This window comes from Emticicia agri, from assembly GCF_004168285.1.
In the GTDB taxonomy this organism is placed as follows: Bacteria; Bacteroidota; Bacteroidia; order Cytophagales; family Spirosomataceae; genus Emticicia; species Emticicia agri.
In genome coordinates this window covers 13,618-28,711 of record NZ_SEWF01000066.1, presented here as the reverse complement: position 1 = coordinate 28,711, position 15,094 = coordinate 13,618, and the positions used below count along the sequence as shown (strand labels likewise).

General features: G+C 37.1%; 12 protein-coding genes. All 12 read left to right on the top strand.

Annotation, left to right across the window (positions count from 1 at the left end):
* Window positions 1-550, top strand: a 550-nt coding sequence (locus tag EWM59_RS24865; protein WP_207220055.1) for a transposase, incomplete at its 5' end; no start/stop codon positions are given.
* A 105-nt stretch (window positions 551-655) separates the two neighbouring features.
* Entirely contained in the window at window positions 656-2,743 is a 2,088-nt protein-coding gene (locus EWM59_RS24860) for a S9 family peptidase (RefSeq protein ID WP_229239430.1), read from the top strand.
* A 230-nt stretch (window positions 2,744-2,973) separates the two neighbouring features.
* The gene (locus EWM59_RS24855) at window positions 2,974-4,686 is read left to right on the top strand and encodes a DUF6089 family protein (RefSeq protein ID WP_130023940.1); all 1,713 of its coding nucleotides are present in this window, start codon (window positions 2,974-2,976) and stop codon (window positions 4,684-4,686) included.
* Window positions 4,687-4,942: 256 nt separating this feature from the next.
* Window positions 4,943-5,905 (top strand): RHS repeat protein, encoded by a 963-nt coding sequence (locus EWM59_RS24850; RefSeq protein WP_130023939.1) that lies wholly within the window; start codon window positions 4,943-4,945, stop codon window positions 5,903-5,905.
* A 49-nt stretch (window positions 5,906-5,954) separates the two neighbouring features.
* Window positions 5,955-6,914 (top strand): quinolinate synthase NadA, encoded by a 960-nt coding sequence (nadA, locus tag EWM59_RS24845; RefSeq protein WP_130023938.1) that lies wholly within the window; start codon window positions 5,955-5,957, stop codon window positions 6,912-6,914.
* A 154-nt stretch (window positions 6,915-7,068) separates the two neighbouring features.
* The gene (locus EWM59_RS24840; RefSeq protein ID WP_262709311.1) at window positions 7,069-7,527 is read left to right on the top strand and encodes a nucleoside deaminase; all 459 of its coding nucleotides are present in this window, start codon (window positions 7,069-7,071) and stop codon (window positions 7,525-7,527) included.
* Between the two features lie 78 nt (window positions 7,528-7,605).
* Window positions 7,606-8,232, top strand: coding sequence for a superoxide dismutase (locus tag EWM59_RS24835; RefSeq protein ID WP_130023936.1), 627 nt, complete (start codon window positions 7,606-7,608; stop codon window positions 8,230-8,232).
* Between the two features lie 669 nt (window positions 8,233-8,901).
* Window positions 8,902-9,759, top strand: coding sequence for a glucose-1-phosphate thymidylyltransferase RfbA (gene rfbA, locus EWM59_RS24830; RefSeq protein WP_130023935.1), 858 nt, complete (start codon window positions 8,902-8,904; stop codon window positions 9,757-9,759).
* Between the two features lie 101 nt (window positions 9,760-9,860).
* On the top strand, window positions 9,861-12,197 hold the full coding sequence (locus EWM59_RS24825) for an SLBB domain-containing protein (protein WP_130023934.1): 2,337 nt from the start codon (window positions 9,861-9,863) through the stop codon (window positions 12,195-12,197).
* Window positions 12,198-12,247: 50 nt separating this feature from the next.
* Window positions 12,248-12,736: a UpxY family transcription antiterminator gene (locus EWM59_RS24820; RefSeq protein ID WP_130023933.1), complete on the top strand. Its 489-nt coding sequence runs from the start codon at window positions 12,248-12,250 to the stop codon at window positions 12,734-12,736.
* A gap of 185 nt (window positions 12,737-12,921) precedes the next feature.
* Window positions 12,922-13,953 carry a Wzz/FepE/Etk N-terminal domain-containing protein gene (locus tag EWM59_RS24815; RefSeq protein ID WP_130023932.1) on the top strand — a complete coding sequence of 344 codons (1,032 nt, stop codon included), beginning with the start codon at window positions 12,922-12,924 and terminating at the stop codon, window positions 13,951-13,953.
* Between the two features lie 121 nt (window positions 13,954-14,074).
* Entirely contained in the window at window positions 14,075-15,094 is a 1,020-nt protein-coding gene (gene pseB, locus EWM59_RS24810; protein WP_130023931.1) for a UDP-N-acetylglucosamine 4,6-dehydratase (inverting), read from the top strand.

Below are 15,094 nucleotides of genomic sequence, written 5' to 3'. Positions count from 1 at the left end.
TAATGTATCTTTGGTGGATTCATTGCCTATCATGCTTTCCAAACACCCTTATACAGCTAAAGTAGCATCTGAGATAGCAGATAAGGGTTATTGCGATGCAAAAAAACAATTTTATCATGGAGTAAAGCTCCATTTGATAGGTAAGGACAGATTTGAAAAAATACCTAAACCTAACTTTTTTGATTTTACGCCTGCCAGTGTGAATGATTTAACAGCTATAAAACCCATGATTTGCCAATTAAAAAATCAAATTGTGGTCGGTGATAAAGCATATAGTTCAGAAAAATTCAACCAACAACTTTCTAAAAATAACACGGTCGTTTTAACGCCTATAAAATTGAAAAAAAGACAACAATATCTACAATCGGATGATAGCCTATTTTCTAAGTATATTAGCTCTGTTAGGCAACCTATTGAATCTTTCTTTAAGTGGCTCATTAGCAAAACAGATATTCAAAATGCTTCAAAGGTACGTTCTGCTAATGCTCTATGGTCGCATTGTTTAGGTAGAATAACTGCTGCCATTTGTCTATTTATTTTTAACCCTTGATTCACATTATTAGTAAAAAAACACTTTATTTGTTGTTTTAGCCCATCAAACCTGGGTCTCCTTAAAGACAAAGGTTTATAAGATTTCGAATTATTAAACTATATCATGAGTTCTAAACAATTAATGAAGCACGACGGTATTGTTGCTCCAACAGTACAAATACAACCTAAAGAATTATCCATTCATGGACATACCCGGATTGATAATTATTATTGGCTGAATGAAAGAGAGAATCCTGAAGTACTGGCATATCTGAATGCTGAAAACGATTACTTAAACCAGGTAATGGCTCCCATAAAATCCTTTGAAGAAACACTTTTTGAGGAAATGAAAAGCCGCATTAAGAAGCAGGATGAATCAGTACCCGTAAAAGAGGGTAATTATTACTATTATGCCCGCTTTATTGAAGGCGGCGAATATCCGATTTATTGCCGCAAAAAAGAAAGCCTTGACGCACCTGAAGAAATTCTGTTAGATGGGAATAAATTGGGCAAGGGCAAATCTTATTTCAATATGGGGGGTTATGAAATAACCGACAATGAAGAGATTATGGCTTATGGAGTAGATACCGTGAGCCGTCGGAATTATACAGTAAGATTCAAAAACCTACACACAGGTAAACTTTATAAAGAGCAGATAAAAAATACCGAAGGTGGTAGCTATGCTTGGGCAAGTGATAACAAAACCTTCTTTTATATCAGAAGAGACCAGCAGACACTGTTAGGTTATCAGGTATGGCGGCATATTTTAGGTACTGAAGTAAAAAGCGATGAACTGGTATATGAAGAGAAAGATAATCAGTTTTACATGGGTCTGTACCGGATGAAATCGAAAAAATATATTGCCATTGGTTGCGACCATAACGGAGTATCAACCGAATACCGCTTATTAGAGGCTACCAAACCAATGGGTGAGTTTAAAGTTTTTTCGGAAAGAGCACGTGGGCATGAGTATAGCATTGAGCATTTTCAGGATAAATTTTATATTAAAACCAATCGGGAGGGAGCCATTAATTTTCAGTTAATGGAAGTAAAAGAAAAACAGGTAGCTGACCAAACCAAATGGAAAGTGGTGATTCCACACAGAAAAGAGGTATTGCTTGAATCTATCGAAGTTTTTGAAAATCATTTAGTATTGCAGGAAAGAAAAGAAGGTTTAACTCAGCTAAGAGTTATTAACCAGAATACCAAAAAAGAACACTATGTAGATTTTGGCGAACCAACTTACGATGCCTATATAGGTACTAATCCTGAGTTTAATACAAATATTTTACGCTTCATCTATACCTCTATGACTACCCCGGGCTCTACTTTTGATTATAATTTAGATACCCAAATAAAAGACCTGAAAAAAGAACAAGCGGTAATAGGTGATTTTAATAAAAACAATTATGTATCTGAAAGAGTTTTTGTTATTGCAAGGGATGGGGCAAAGATACCTCTCTCTATTGTTTATAAGAAAAGCACACAACTTGACGGCAAAGCACCGCTACTACAGTACTCGTATGGTTCTTATGGGTACTCAACAGATGCCACCTTTAGCTCTGTTCGTTTAAGTCTGCTCGACAGGGGGTTTATCTATGCTATTGCACACATAAGGGGTGGTCAGGAGATGGGGCGTGAGTGGTATGATAATGGTAAAATGTTTAAAAAAATCAATACTTTTAACGACTTTATTGATTGTTCTGAATTTCTGATTAACAATCAATATTGTAGCCCAAACAAATTATTTGCAATGGGTGGCAGTGCAGGCGGATTATTAATGGGGGCCATTATTAATATGAAACCCGAGTTGTATAGAGGTATAGTAGCCTCAGTTCCGTTTGTAGATGTCGTAACAACCATGCTGGATGAAAGTATTCCGCTTACCACAGGAGAGTTTGAAGAATGGGGGAATCCTAAAAACAGAGACGCTTATGAGTACATGCTTTCGTATTCGCCCTACGATAATGTGAGCAAAAAAGCATACCCTAATCTATTGGTAACCACAGGTTTACACGACTCACAGGTACAATATTTTGAGCCTGCCAAGTGGGTTGCCAAGTTACGTACGTTAAAAACCGATAGCAATTTATTATTGATGTATATTGATATGGAGGCAGGGCATGGCGGTGCATCCGGGCGATTTGCTTCGCTGAAGTTAATGGCAAAAGAATATGCCTTTATAATAGATTTAGCCGATATTTTGGGCTAAAACATTTTTGTTCTTTTATTAGTTTATGTTTTTGGCTATTAAAAACACAGAGTTAAGGTTCCAATTTTGCCGATTAATCATATTCGTAAAAAAAATGAACCTTTTTTTTAGAAATTTATAACATTTTGTTTTTTCTTTGCCAAATATTCCGAACAGATTGTGACCCAAAATATTTTATTTAGTCCAATTTTTACATTGTTTTATTTGATATAACATAAAAATTCCCCAACATGAAGAAGGCAATACTATTATTTGCGACGTTATTCACAATCTCACTGGCGTCGCAAGCCCAAGACACCTGTAGCGTTTGTAAACCATATAAGTGGGAGGTAGGTCTCTTACTTGGTGCCAACCAATATTTTGGTGATATGCACTGTAGTAAAGCATATCTTTCAGAAAACCGACCAATGTTCGGCGTATTTGTGCGCAGGCATTTCGGCAATTATTTCGCATTAAGAGGTCAGGTAATGGTAGGGGCATTAGCCGGAAATGATATGGACCAACCTGACGGCAGATGGGATTACCGTCGTTTGAAATTTAAATCTCCATTAACAGAGGTGGCTTTATTAGGTGAGTTATATCCGTTTGGGGAACGTTTTTATTATTGTGATGGAACTTTCAAGAAAACAGTAAAACCTTATATCTATGGTGGTGTTGGTGGAGTATTCACTAATCCTACTTTTGAAGTTCAACCGGGTGGTGCTTTCCCTCCATTGCAAAGATTAATGGATGAAGATAGAGCTAATCTGCAAAAAGCAGCATTTATGTTGCCATTTGGTTTAGGGGTAAAATGGAACTTGGCTGAAAGATGGACACTTGGTTTAGAAGCCGGTTATCGCTATGTTTTCTCTGACTACTTAGATGGAACCAGTTTATCAACTACCAGTTTAGAAACTAACGTACCTAAAAGAGATGGTTACGCAGTAGTTAACTTATTAGGCTCATACCGCTTCGGTGATAAAGATACTGACAAAGATGGTGTAGTTGATCGTTGTGATGCTTGTATTAACGAAAAAGGTTTACGTAAATTCCAGGGCTGTCCGGATACTGACGGTGATGGTATTCCTGATAAAGATGATGCCTGCCCTACGCAAGCCGGCCCAATGGCATTACAAGGTTGTCCTGATACTGATGGCGACGGTATTGCCGATAAAGACGATGCTTGTCCTACCGTAGTGGGTCCTGCTTCTTTAAACGGTTGTCCTGATAAAGATAAAGATGGTGTAGCTGATAAAGATGACGCTTGTCCGGATGTACCTGGTTTGAAAGCATTGAAAGGCTGTCCTGATACGGATGGTGATGGTATTACCGATAAAGACGATGCTTGTCCGAACGAGCCTGGACCTGCTTCATTGAACGGCTGTCCTGATTCAGACGGTGATGGTATAGCTGATAAAGATGATGCTTGTCCGAACTTAGCTGGTGTTGCTTCTGCTAAAGGTTGCCCAGACCGTGACGGTGATGGTGTAGCTGACGATAAAGATAAATGTCCTGATTTACCAGGCTTACAAACCAACGACGGTTGTCCTGAAGGATACGTAAACGGTGTGGCTCCTGGTTACAGAACATTGAGCGGTTGTATGATTTCTAAAGCTGAGTTAGACGAATTAAGCTTTGCCGCACAAGGAATTGAGTTCTACAACGGTACAAACAAATTGAAACCAAGTTCTTACAAAAAATTAGACCGTGTTTGTGCTTTGTTACAAAGATGCCCAGATAGCATACTTAATATTGTTGCTTACAACGATGGTTCAAGCACTTCTGCCAATCTTCGTTCAGCCAAATTACGTTCTTGTGCTATCTACGCTTATTTCTTGAAGAAAAAATGTATCAGCAAAGCACGTATGACCTACGAAGGAAAACCAGATGAAGACCCATCATCTTCTTACATGACTCCGGATGGCAAAAAAGCCAACACTCGCGTAGAGTTCCAATTGAAATAATAGCAGCTTTATTTATAATAGAAGAGCAGAACCGTAAAGTTCTGCTCTTTTTTTTCACAGCATAAAATATTTGTAACACCACAGTTATAGCCATTTAATCCTGAAATTTTTCAATTAAAAATCCAATAATTAGCACAAACTTTGCCATTAAATAAAAACAGGTATCGGATTTTTCAGGAAATTTGTAATTTTATGCTATAAATTGCCCACACTTATGTTACATCAATCTATTTTTCACATTTATTTCATTAAGAAAATGAAACTAAATCTTAAACATACAAACGTCTATTTTTGTCTGGGAATACTGTTATTAACTACCTCTTCTTGCTCTTTTGCTCAATTAGACATTATTACCCCTGCAAACACTTGTCTTGAAACCAAGTACACTTTCTCAAGACAAGGAAAAACTGAGCAACAATTTGTTAAACAGTACGATGCTCAGGGTCGACTTCTGAACGAAACCAATACTTATTCAAGCCAGTTTTCGGGAAATTATACCGAAGCCTATGCCTATGAATATGATACTAAAGGCAATAATACCAAAATAACATATAGCCATAATAACGTGGTGAAAAAGGTAACCCAGAAAGAATATAACCTACTGGGGAAACTAACACAGGAAATTATTTCGGCAGATGGTGTTTCCAGCCCTCTTACAAAAACAATATTCACAGAGTCGGGCTCAACACAAATCTTCTATGATAAAGACGGTATTACTGAGACTGTGAAAGAAATAATAGGTCTTGATTTGAACGGGCAAGTAATTACAAAAGAAGTAATCAGTGCTAATGGAACAGTTGCATTCTCAGATAAATATACTTATGCCGCTGTAGGAAAAGTAAGCCGTTGGGTACATTATGATGCTGCCGATAAAGTAACAACCATTACCACCTATGAGTATAATCCGGCTGGTAATCTTACCAAGGAAACTACCTTACGTAACGACGTTTTGTATGCTTCTACCGTAAATACTTATGGTGCTAACGGGATTTTAGAAAAGAAAACCCGTTTGAATGCAAAAAATCAGGTTGATTATTACTTTACCTACGAACACAATAGTAAAGCATTAATGGTAAAAGAGAACTATTTTTACAATAATCAGATTCTAAGTATAAGAAGCTTTGAGTATGATGCAAAGAATAATAAAGTAAAAGAATCATTTGCTGACTCAAAAGGAGTAACCACTACGATGAAAGCATGGGAATATCTTTGTAAATAGGTTTGCGTATTACGACATTTTTTGACAGGTATTTAGAAAATTAACCAAAATGGTAAAAGAAGATATTGATTTAGTAGCAGAAATAGCCCGTTTAAAGAAAGAAAAGAATGCGGTTATTTTAGCTCATTATTATCAGATTGCTGAAATTCAGGATATTGCCGATTATATAGGCGATAGTTTGGGTCTTTCGCAACAAGCTGCTAAGACCGATGCGGATATGATTGTTTTTGCAGGCGTAAGATTTATGGCCGAAACAGCCAAAATATTGTCTCCGCAAAAGAAAGTAGTATTGCCTGACATGAATGCAGGTTGTTCGTTAGAAGAGTCAGCCCCTGCTGATGAATTTGCGGCTTTTAAAGCTCAACACCCAGACCATATTGTCATTTCTTATGTAAACTGTTCGGCTGCACTTAAAACATTAACCGATGTGGTATGTACCAGTAGCAATGCGGTGAAGATTGTTGAGAGTTTCCCTAAAGAGCAGAAAATCATTTTTGCACCTGATAAAAACCTTGGGGGCTATATTAATAGAGTTACAGGCCGCAATATGGTTTTATGGGACGGAGCCTGTATGGTACATGAGACTTTCTCCGGCAAAATGATTCAGGATTTAAAAGTTAAACACCCTGATGCAAAGGTAGTAGCTCACCCTGAAAGCGAGCAGCCGGTTTTAAAATTAGCTGACTATATCGGTTCTACTACAGGCTTGCTAAAACATGTAATCAATAGCCCTGATAAAGAATTTATTGTAGCCACAGAATCAGGTATTTTGCACCAGATGAGAAAGGCTGCCCCAGATAAAAAATTTATTGTAGCACCTACTTCACGCAATGGGCATGCCTGTAAGGCTTGTTCAGATTGCCCGCACATGAAATTGAACACAATGGAAAAACTCTATTTGTGTTTAAGAGATGAAACCCCGGAAATTACTTTACCCATGGACGTAATTGAGGCTGCCAGAAAGCCCATTGAAAGAATGTTGGAATTATCGGCGAAATTTGGTTTGTAATCTATAGAAATTTCTCCTTGCCCCGTGCGGTTTCTGCTATAAGTATCCCTCTTCTTGTCAGAAGGGGGATACTTTTTTAAGCCGCTCTCCCCGGAAGAGGGGTTGGGGTGAGGCAACCGCCGCACAGTAAACTCATCTTAAACCTCTTACAAATTTGGGACTCACCTATCCGCTTTATTCTCATGAATATTTCATGTCGAAAGCTCTTGATTTAGCCATACAGTCCGGCGAAGCAGGAGAAATTCCTGTGGGTGCTATTGTGGTAGCCGGAGGCAGCAAGATTATCGGAAAAGGCACTAACCAGACAGAACAACTCAATGATGTTACTGCGCATGCCGAAATCATTGCCATTACAGCAGCAGCACAGTTTCTTGGCGCCAAGTATCTGAAAGATTGTACCTTATATGTTACACTCGAACCCTGTGTGATGTGTGCAGGGGCTTTGCACTGGACACAGATTGACCGCATAGTATATGGTGCTTCTGACCCTAAGAGAGGTTTCACACGAGTTACGCCTAACCTTCTTCATCCCAAGACTACCGTTGTAAAAGGTATTTTAGAAAAAGATTCTGAAATTATTTTAAAGAATTTTTTCAGGAATTTGCGAACATAATTTTTACAGTTAGCGTTTAGCCTTTAGGCTGTATTATCGCACACTATAATATTCAACATTTAAAACTTACTTTAAGATATGGCATACACACTCGATCCGCTCCCTTACGCAAGTGACGCACTGGAGCCTCATTTTGACAAGGCAACTATGGAAATCCACCATGACCGTCACCACCAGGCTTATGTAACCAATCTCAATAATGCCATTGCTGGTACAGAAATGGAGAGCTTATCATTGAAAGAATTATTAGCTAATATCAGTAAATATCCGGCTCCGGTAAGAAACAATGGTGGCGGACATTTCAATCATGATTTATTCTGGAATATTCTTTCACCTAATGGCGGCGGAACTCCATCAAGTACCTTGGGCAAAGCGATTGATGATGCCTTTGGTTCATTTGATGCTTTTAAAGATGAATTCAAAAAAGCAGCCATAGGTCGTTTCGGTTCAGGTTGGGCATGGTTATGTGTTGACGACCAGGAAAAAGTTTTCATTACCTCTACTCCTAATCAGGACAATCCATTGATGGATGTGGCAGATAAAAAAGGTATTCCTATTTTAGGATTAGACGTGTGGGAACACGCTTATTACCTGAAATTCCAGAATAAACGTCCGGATTATATCGATACTTTCTGGAATGTAGTTGATTGGGAGGCTGTACAAAAACGTTTCTCAAATGCCAAAAGAGGTATTCCGAACGTATAATATAAAACAATCCTTTCTGACAAGTTTCAAGAGTTATCTTGAAACTTGTTTTGTTTTTATGGGATTAGGTATGAGTTCTAACTTTAAACAGGTACTACAATAACATCTAATTAAAATCTTCTTTTTACTTATGTTCTCGCAATAAAACATCTTGGGTATCACCTGACAATATATAGTGAAACAAAAAGTATAAAGGTGGCTGTCTTATTAGGACAAAGAAAAAATATAAAGAAGAATTGCAAATATTTAATAACTAAAATAGTAGCAATAAATATCTTGCAATTACTTTTCTTAAGGCTAACTTAAACTCGTTTATTGACTTAATTTATTGCATGGTTCAAAACCTACTCATTAAACTATATTATATCCACTTCGAAGCCCAAGCCAATTAGAACCCGTTTGCATAGCTGCTTTTTGTTTTCTACAAATAATATAAATATTCCATTATTAGAATAGTACAATTTGCCAGTAAATAAAGATTTTGTAAATTTTATTAGTTTTTGATACGACATTTGTCAGAAATACTATAACTTGCATCAAAAACCACGATTTTTATTGAAATATATTTTATATGAAGATGATAAATGAGTAGCTTATTACTATAGATAAGTCTCTTTTTTTCTATTTAGAGTTAAAATATTTATTACTTCGTTTTTCTAATTAATTCAGATGAAAGGAATAATTCTTGCCGGAGGTTCAGGTACTCGTTTACACCCACTTACCCTTGCTGTCAGTAAACAACTAATGCCTGTGTATGATAAACCTATGATTTATTATCCACTCTCAATATTAATGTTAGCAGGTATTAAAGAAGTCCTGATTATATCAACCCCTCATGATTTACCTCATTTTAAGAAGCTATTAGGAGATGGAAGCAGAATAGGTTGTGAGTTTACCTATGCCGAACAACCAAGCCCTGATGGGTTGGCCCAGGCTTTTATTATTGGTGCTGATTTTATCGGAAACGATAGTGTAGCACTTGTCTTGGGAGATAACATTTTCTATGGGAGCGGATTAAGCAAATTACTTCAGAGTAGTACAAACCCTGAAGGCGGCGTTGTATTTGCTTATCAGGTACACGACCCTGAACGATATGGAGTTGTAGAATTTGACGAGAATCGTAAAGCCATTTCGATAGAAGAAAAACCAAAAAATCCTAAATCAAACTTTGCAGTTCCGGGATTGTATTTTTACGACAACAGCGTTGTAGAAATCGCCAAAAATATTGAACCGTCGCCTCGTGGTGAACTGGAAATAACAGATATAAATAAAAAATATCTTGAACAAGGCAAATTAAGTGTGGGCATTATGAACAGAGGAACGGCCTGGTTAGATACCGGCACATTTCAATCATTAATGCAGGCCGCACAATATGTACAGGTAATAGAAGAGCGCCAGGGCCTTAAAATAGGTTGCATAGAAGAAGTTGCGTACAGAATGGGTTTCATAGATGCAGAACAATTAAGAAAAATTGCCGAACCTTTAGTGAAAAGTGGTTATGGTCAATATCTTCTAAATCTTATTTAGGAAAATAGTTTATTTATCGAAACTTATTTTCGATTTGTCTCTTTGGTGAGATTTAATTAAATTTGCAGATGTTTGTTCAAAAGTGTATTTAAAATTCAGTCATGACCTCCTCGAAAATTTTCTATAAAGTTTTAATAATATTCTTATTCGGTTTTTTTGAAGTAGCCTATTCACAGACACCAACCAATCTCCCTTCAAACGTTGACAATATATCTGACAAACAAATTGAAGCGTTTTTAAAGGAGGCTGAAGCAAAAGGGTTTTCTGAAGCTCAGATTGAAGCCGCTGCTTTGGCAAATGGCTACTCTGCACAAGATATTGCCAAAATAAGAGAACGAATTAATCGACTAAAAACCGGAACTACGGAAGTAAAAGCTAATACTGTAGGTACAGCTAAACTGGAAAATGTTACCCGCGAACAGATTGGCGAAGTAGCCGAGAGAACTCCGATAGCAGTATCAGATAAACAGGAAGTAGGCAAAAAATTGGAGACCTTTGGTAGTCAGATATTTAATAATAAAAGTCTTACTTTTGAGCCTAATCTGAGAATTCCTACGCCAAAAGGCTATATTTTAGGCCCTGATGATGAACTTAAAATTGACATTACCGGCTACGCATATCAGCATTATGATGTGAAGGTTTCTCCCGAAGGAACCATAAAAATAGAAAACCTTAGTCCTATCTATGTAAACGGTAATACCATTGAACAGGCAAAAATAAAAATTATTGAACGCCTGAAAACTCTTTTTGCGGGCTTACAAAATGGCAGACTAACGGCTGATGTTACACTTGGAAGTGTAAGAAGCATAAAAGTTACTTTAGTAGGAGAAGTAAATAACCCCGGTACTTATACTGTATCTTCACTTGCCTCGGCATTCAATGCCCTTTACTTGTCAGGGGGGCCAAATAATAATGGATCTTTCAGAAACATCCAGATTTTCCGTAATAATACCTTAATCAAAAAGATAGACGTTTATGACTTCCTTTTAAAAGGAACGCTTGAAGACAACATCACTCTTTTTGATCAGGATGTAATATTGGTACCTCTTTTCAAGAAAAAGGTACGAATTGAAGGAGAAGTAAAAAGAAACGGCATATTTGAATTAAATGAGGATGACGACTTTAATACGTTGTTGAATTATGCCGGAGGCTATACCGAGCAAGCGTACACCTCTACTGTAAATGTACACAGAAATACAAAAACAGAGAAAAGATTACAAACCTTTGACCCTGTAGCCAATCCCGGCTTTCCTACACAGAATGGAGATCAGTTTTATGTGGGTACAATCTTAGACCGTTTTGAAAATAAAGTAGAAATCCGGGGAGCAGTATTCAGACCCGGTGAGTTTGCCTTGGGAGATAAAATAAAAACCCTTAAACAATTAATTGAAAGTGCTCAGGGTTTAAGAGAAGACGCCTATCTGAGCAGAGCTATCTTAGTAAGAGAGCAGGAGAATCTTGACCCTATGTATATGCCAATTGACCTTAGCAAACTCATGAAAGGAGAAATTCCTGATATTGAATTAAAAAGACAAGACCAGTTGCTGGTAAAATCTCTTGTGGAAATCAGACAGGAAAGAAAGATTGATATAGAAGGTGCTGTTAATAATCCGGGCAATTACTCGTATGCCGAAAACATGTCAATCAGAGATGTTATTCTGTTGGCAGGTGGTTTTACTGACGGAGCAACCAGTAAAAGAATTGAAGTTGCCCGCAGGGTATATAATGATGAATCAACTGAAAAATCGGTAGAGATTATTGCTGTCAATATATCAAAAGATTTAAATCCGGCTGAAGGTGGTATTAAATTAATGCCTTTTGATAAAATCTTTGTTCGTAATCTCCCTAATTATGAGGTACAACAAACGGTCATTGTTCAGGGAGAAGTAAACTACCCGGGAGCCTATACCATAGAAAGTAAGTCAGAGCGATTAAGCGATGTTATTGACAGAGCCGGTGGTCTTCGCCCGGAATCTTCTATCAGCGGAGCCAAACTATACAGAGACGAAAAACTTATCTTCGTTGATTTTGATAAAGCGTTGAAAAATAAGAAGACAGCCTCGAACCTTTTTCTTGAAAATGGGGACAGAATAGTAATTCCAAAAGAAAAACAAACAGTTTCTATAAGTGGTCAGGTTCTTAATCCTACCACTGTAGCTTATCAGCCTAATTTCTCTTTTGGAGATTATATTGCGCAAGCAGGTGGTTTTACAGATGAGGCTTTTATAAGAAAGACCTATGTACAATATGCGAATGGCAGTACTGACAGAACCCGTAATTTCTTTGGAATAAAAGTTTATCCTAAAGTGCAACAAGGCATGTCTATTCAAGTCCCAGTAAGAACCAAAGTAAGGATGACTTCAGCTGAGCGAATAGCCATTGGAACAGGATTCGTTTCCTTATCTGCCGTATTACTGACACTTGTAAGACTTCTGTAAGTGATTTAAAATATCTGCTTTCGTAGCAAACCAAGACTTTAGCTATATATATGAAAAAATGGTTTGTCATTTATACCAAACCCAGGCAAGAGAAAAAAGTCGCCAACGAATTAGCTAAAATAAGCATTGAATCTTATTGTCCGACAAAGAAGGTCGAAAGACAATGGTCTGACAGGAAAAAGAAAGTTGAAACTCCTTTGTTTACGTCTTATTGCTTTGTGCATATAGAAGAAAAAGACAGAAACAAAGTATTTCAGGTGCCGGGTGTAGTGCGATATGTGTTCTGGCTGAAAAAACCGGCAATAGTGCGTGACGAAGAAATTGAAGAGATTAAAAGATGGTTGAACGATTACAACCATGAATATATTGAAACCCGGAAATTTCAGGACAATGAACGTCTGATAATCAAATCAGGGCTATTAATTGACCAGCAAGCAACAGTTGTGAAACAGAACGGGAATCAGTTGATTTTACAGTTAGAAAATTTAGGGTTTACGCTTTGTGTATCACAAACAGATATGTTATTAAGCCCTGTATAAGTGACAAGATATAATTATTAATGCCTAAATAAAACCCTGATTCTACTAATATAGTGTTATCAGTTTTACCAAGCATAGAAACATAAAAATTACCAATTTCTCATACCTGGCACCTATAAAATGGGACTTAGGAGGGCGAAGCCGTGTTTTGAGGGCTGTTTTTCAACATTTGTGGACGAATAAATATGGAAGAATTAAAAAACGATATTGTTGACTTAAAAGCGTTTTTTCGGATACTCTGGAAAGAAAAGTTTTTGTTTTTATCCATTATAATAGCAGTTGGGTTAATTACTGGCATTTATGCTTTTACCCGTATGGAAGAGTTTACTTCAGAAGGCAAGATTTTACCTGAAGTACAAACCAAAGAAGGAAAATTAGGCGGATTAGCTGGTCTGGCAAGCCTGGCAGGTGTAGATGTTGGTGGCGGTGATGGTACAGATGCTTTTCGCCCGGATTTGTATCCTGTTATTCTGCAAAGCACACCTTTCTTTCTTGAATTATTCAAACAGAATGTTGTAACAAAAGAAAATAAACAGATAAACTTTGAGAAATTCTATCATGAGGTAGTTGAAGAAAATGAAGAAATTACAGATAAACGTATCAAGAAGTTTCCGGTAAAAGAAGATGGTTTTCTGGTGCTGAATCGGTTAAGTGAAGAAAGAATTGAAGACCTGAAAGACAGGATTAAAGCAAGTATTGATAAAAAAAGCGGGGTTATCAGTATTTCAGTAACAATGCCCGACCCGGTAGTTGCTGCCAGTCTTGCCCGTTTTTCTATGATTTATCTTACCAACTATATCACTCATTACAGAACTGATAAAGATAAACAGAATGTAGATTTCCTGAAAGAGAAAATGGATGCGGCCAGAGGCAAGTTTTATTCAACACAAGCCAAAAAAGCCCAGTATAATGACCAGTTTCAACTGCCTACTATCCGTTTGCAATCAGCAGATATTCAAAGAGAAAGAATTGAGTCTGAATACCGCATGTCTTCTGTATTTTATGATGAGTTAGTAAAAAAATATGAGGAGGCAAACATCAATTATCAGCAATCTATTCCTGTTTATCAGGTATTAACGCCACCATCTGCCCCTACCAGAAAAAGTGAACCCCGAAGAGCCATTATTCTTTTGATTGGCCTGGCTGGCGGAACCGTATTAGCTTTAATAGTCATTTTATTAAAGAAGAAAAACTATAGAGCTGTTTTAGCTTTGTAATATATAGTTTCTTCTTGAAGAATTATATAGTTAAAATTTTATTCAAAAACTGTCAAAATTAGTATAAGCCACTGTTACGAATTGACACTTATACTTTTCAATTAAACCAATAGCAGAATCCATGTCATTTACCTTAAAAGATAAATCGATACTTATCACCGGAGGAACTGGCTCATTAGGGAAAGCCCTTACCGGCCATATACTATCAAAACACCCTGAAATAAAAAAACTTATCATCTTTTCGAGAGATGAGCAGAAACAATTTCAGATGGCACAAGAATACCCTGACACTAAATACCCTCAAATAAGATATTTTATAGGTGATGTCAGAGATTTTGAACGTGTGAAAAGAGCTTTAAGAGGAGTTGACTATGTGATTCATGCGGCAGCTATGAAACATGTTCCTATTGCGGAGTACAACCCAATGGAATGTGTAAAAACAAATATTTTAGGCGCCGAAAATATTATCAATGCCTGTCTGGAAACAGACGTAGAAAGAGTAGTGGCATTATCTACCGATAAAGCCTGTGCTCCTATTAACCTTTATGGAGCTACCAAATTAGCTTCTGATAAATTATTTGTAGCTGCTAATAATATTAAAGGCTGGAACCCTATCAGATTTTCGGTGGTAAGATACGGAAACGTAATGGGTTCTAATGGCTCTGTAATACCTTTCTTTATTAATAAACGCAAAGAAGGCATAATTCCTATTACAGACCCTAATATGACACGTTTCAATATCTCTTTGCAAGGGGGTGTAGATATGGTTATGCACGCGCTGGAACACGCCTGGGGAGGTGAAATTTTCATTCCTAAAATTCCATCTTACCGCATTATGGATATTGCTGCCGCTATTGCTCCTGAGTGCGAAACAAAGGTAGTAGGCATAAGACCCGGCGAAAAAGTACATGAAGAAATGATTACAGAATCTGACTCTTTTCTGACATATGACTTAGGTAAATACTATACTATTTTACCTTCAAGCCATAAATGGAAAATAGAAGACTTCAAGAGCCAGTTTGGTGCCGAGAAAGTTCCTGTAGGATTCAAATATAATTCTGGCGAAAATACTGATTGGGAATCTGTTGAAAGCCTGAGAGTTTTAATTAAAGAACACGTAGATCCAACCTTTGAAGCCTAA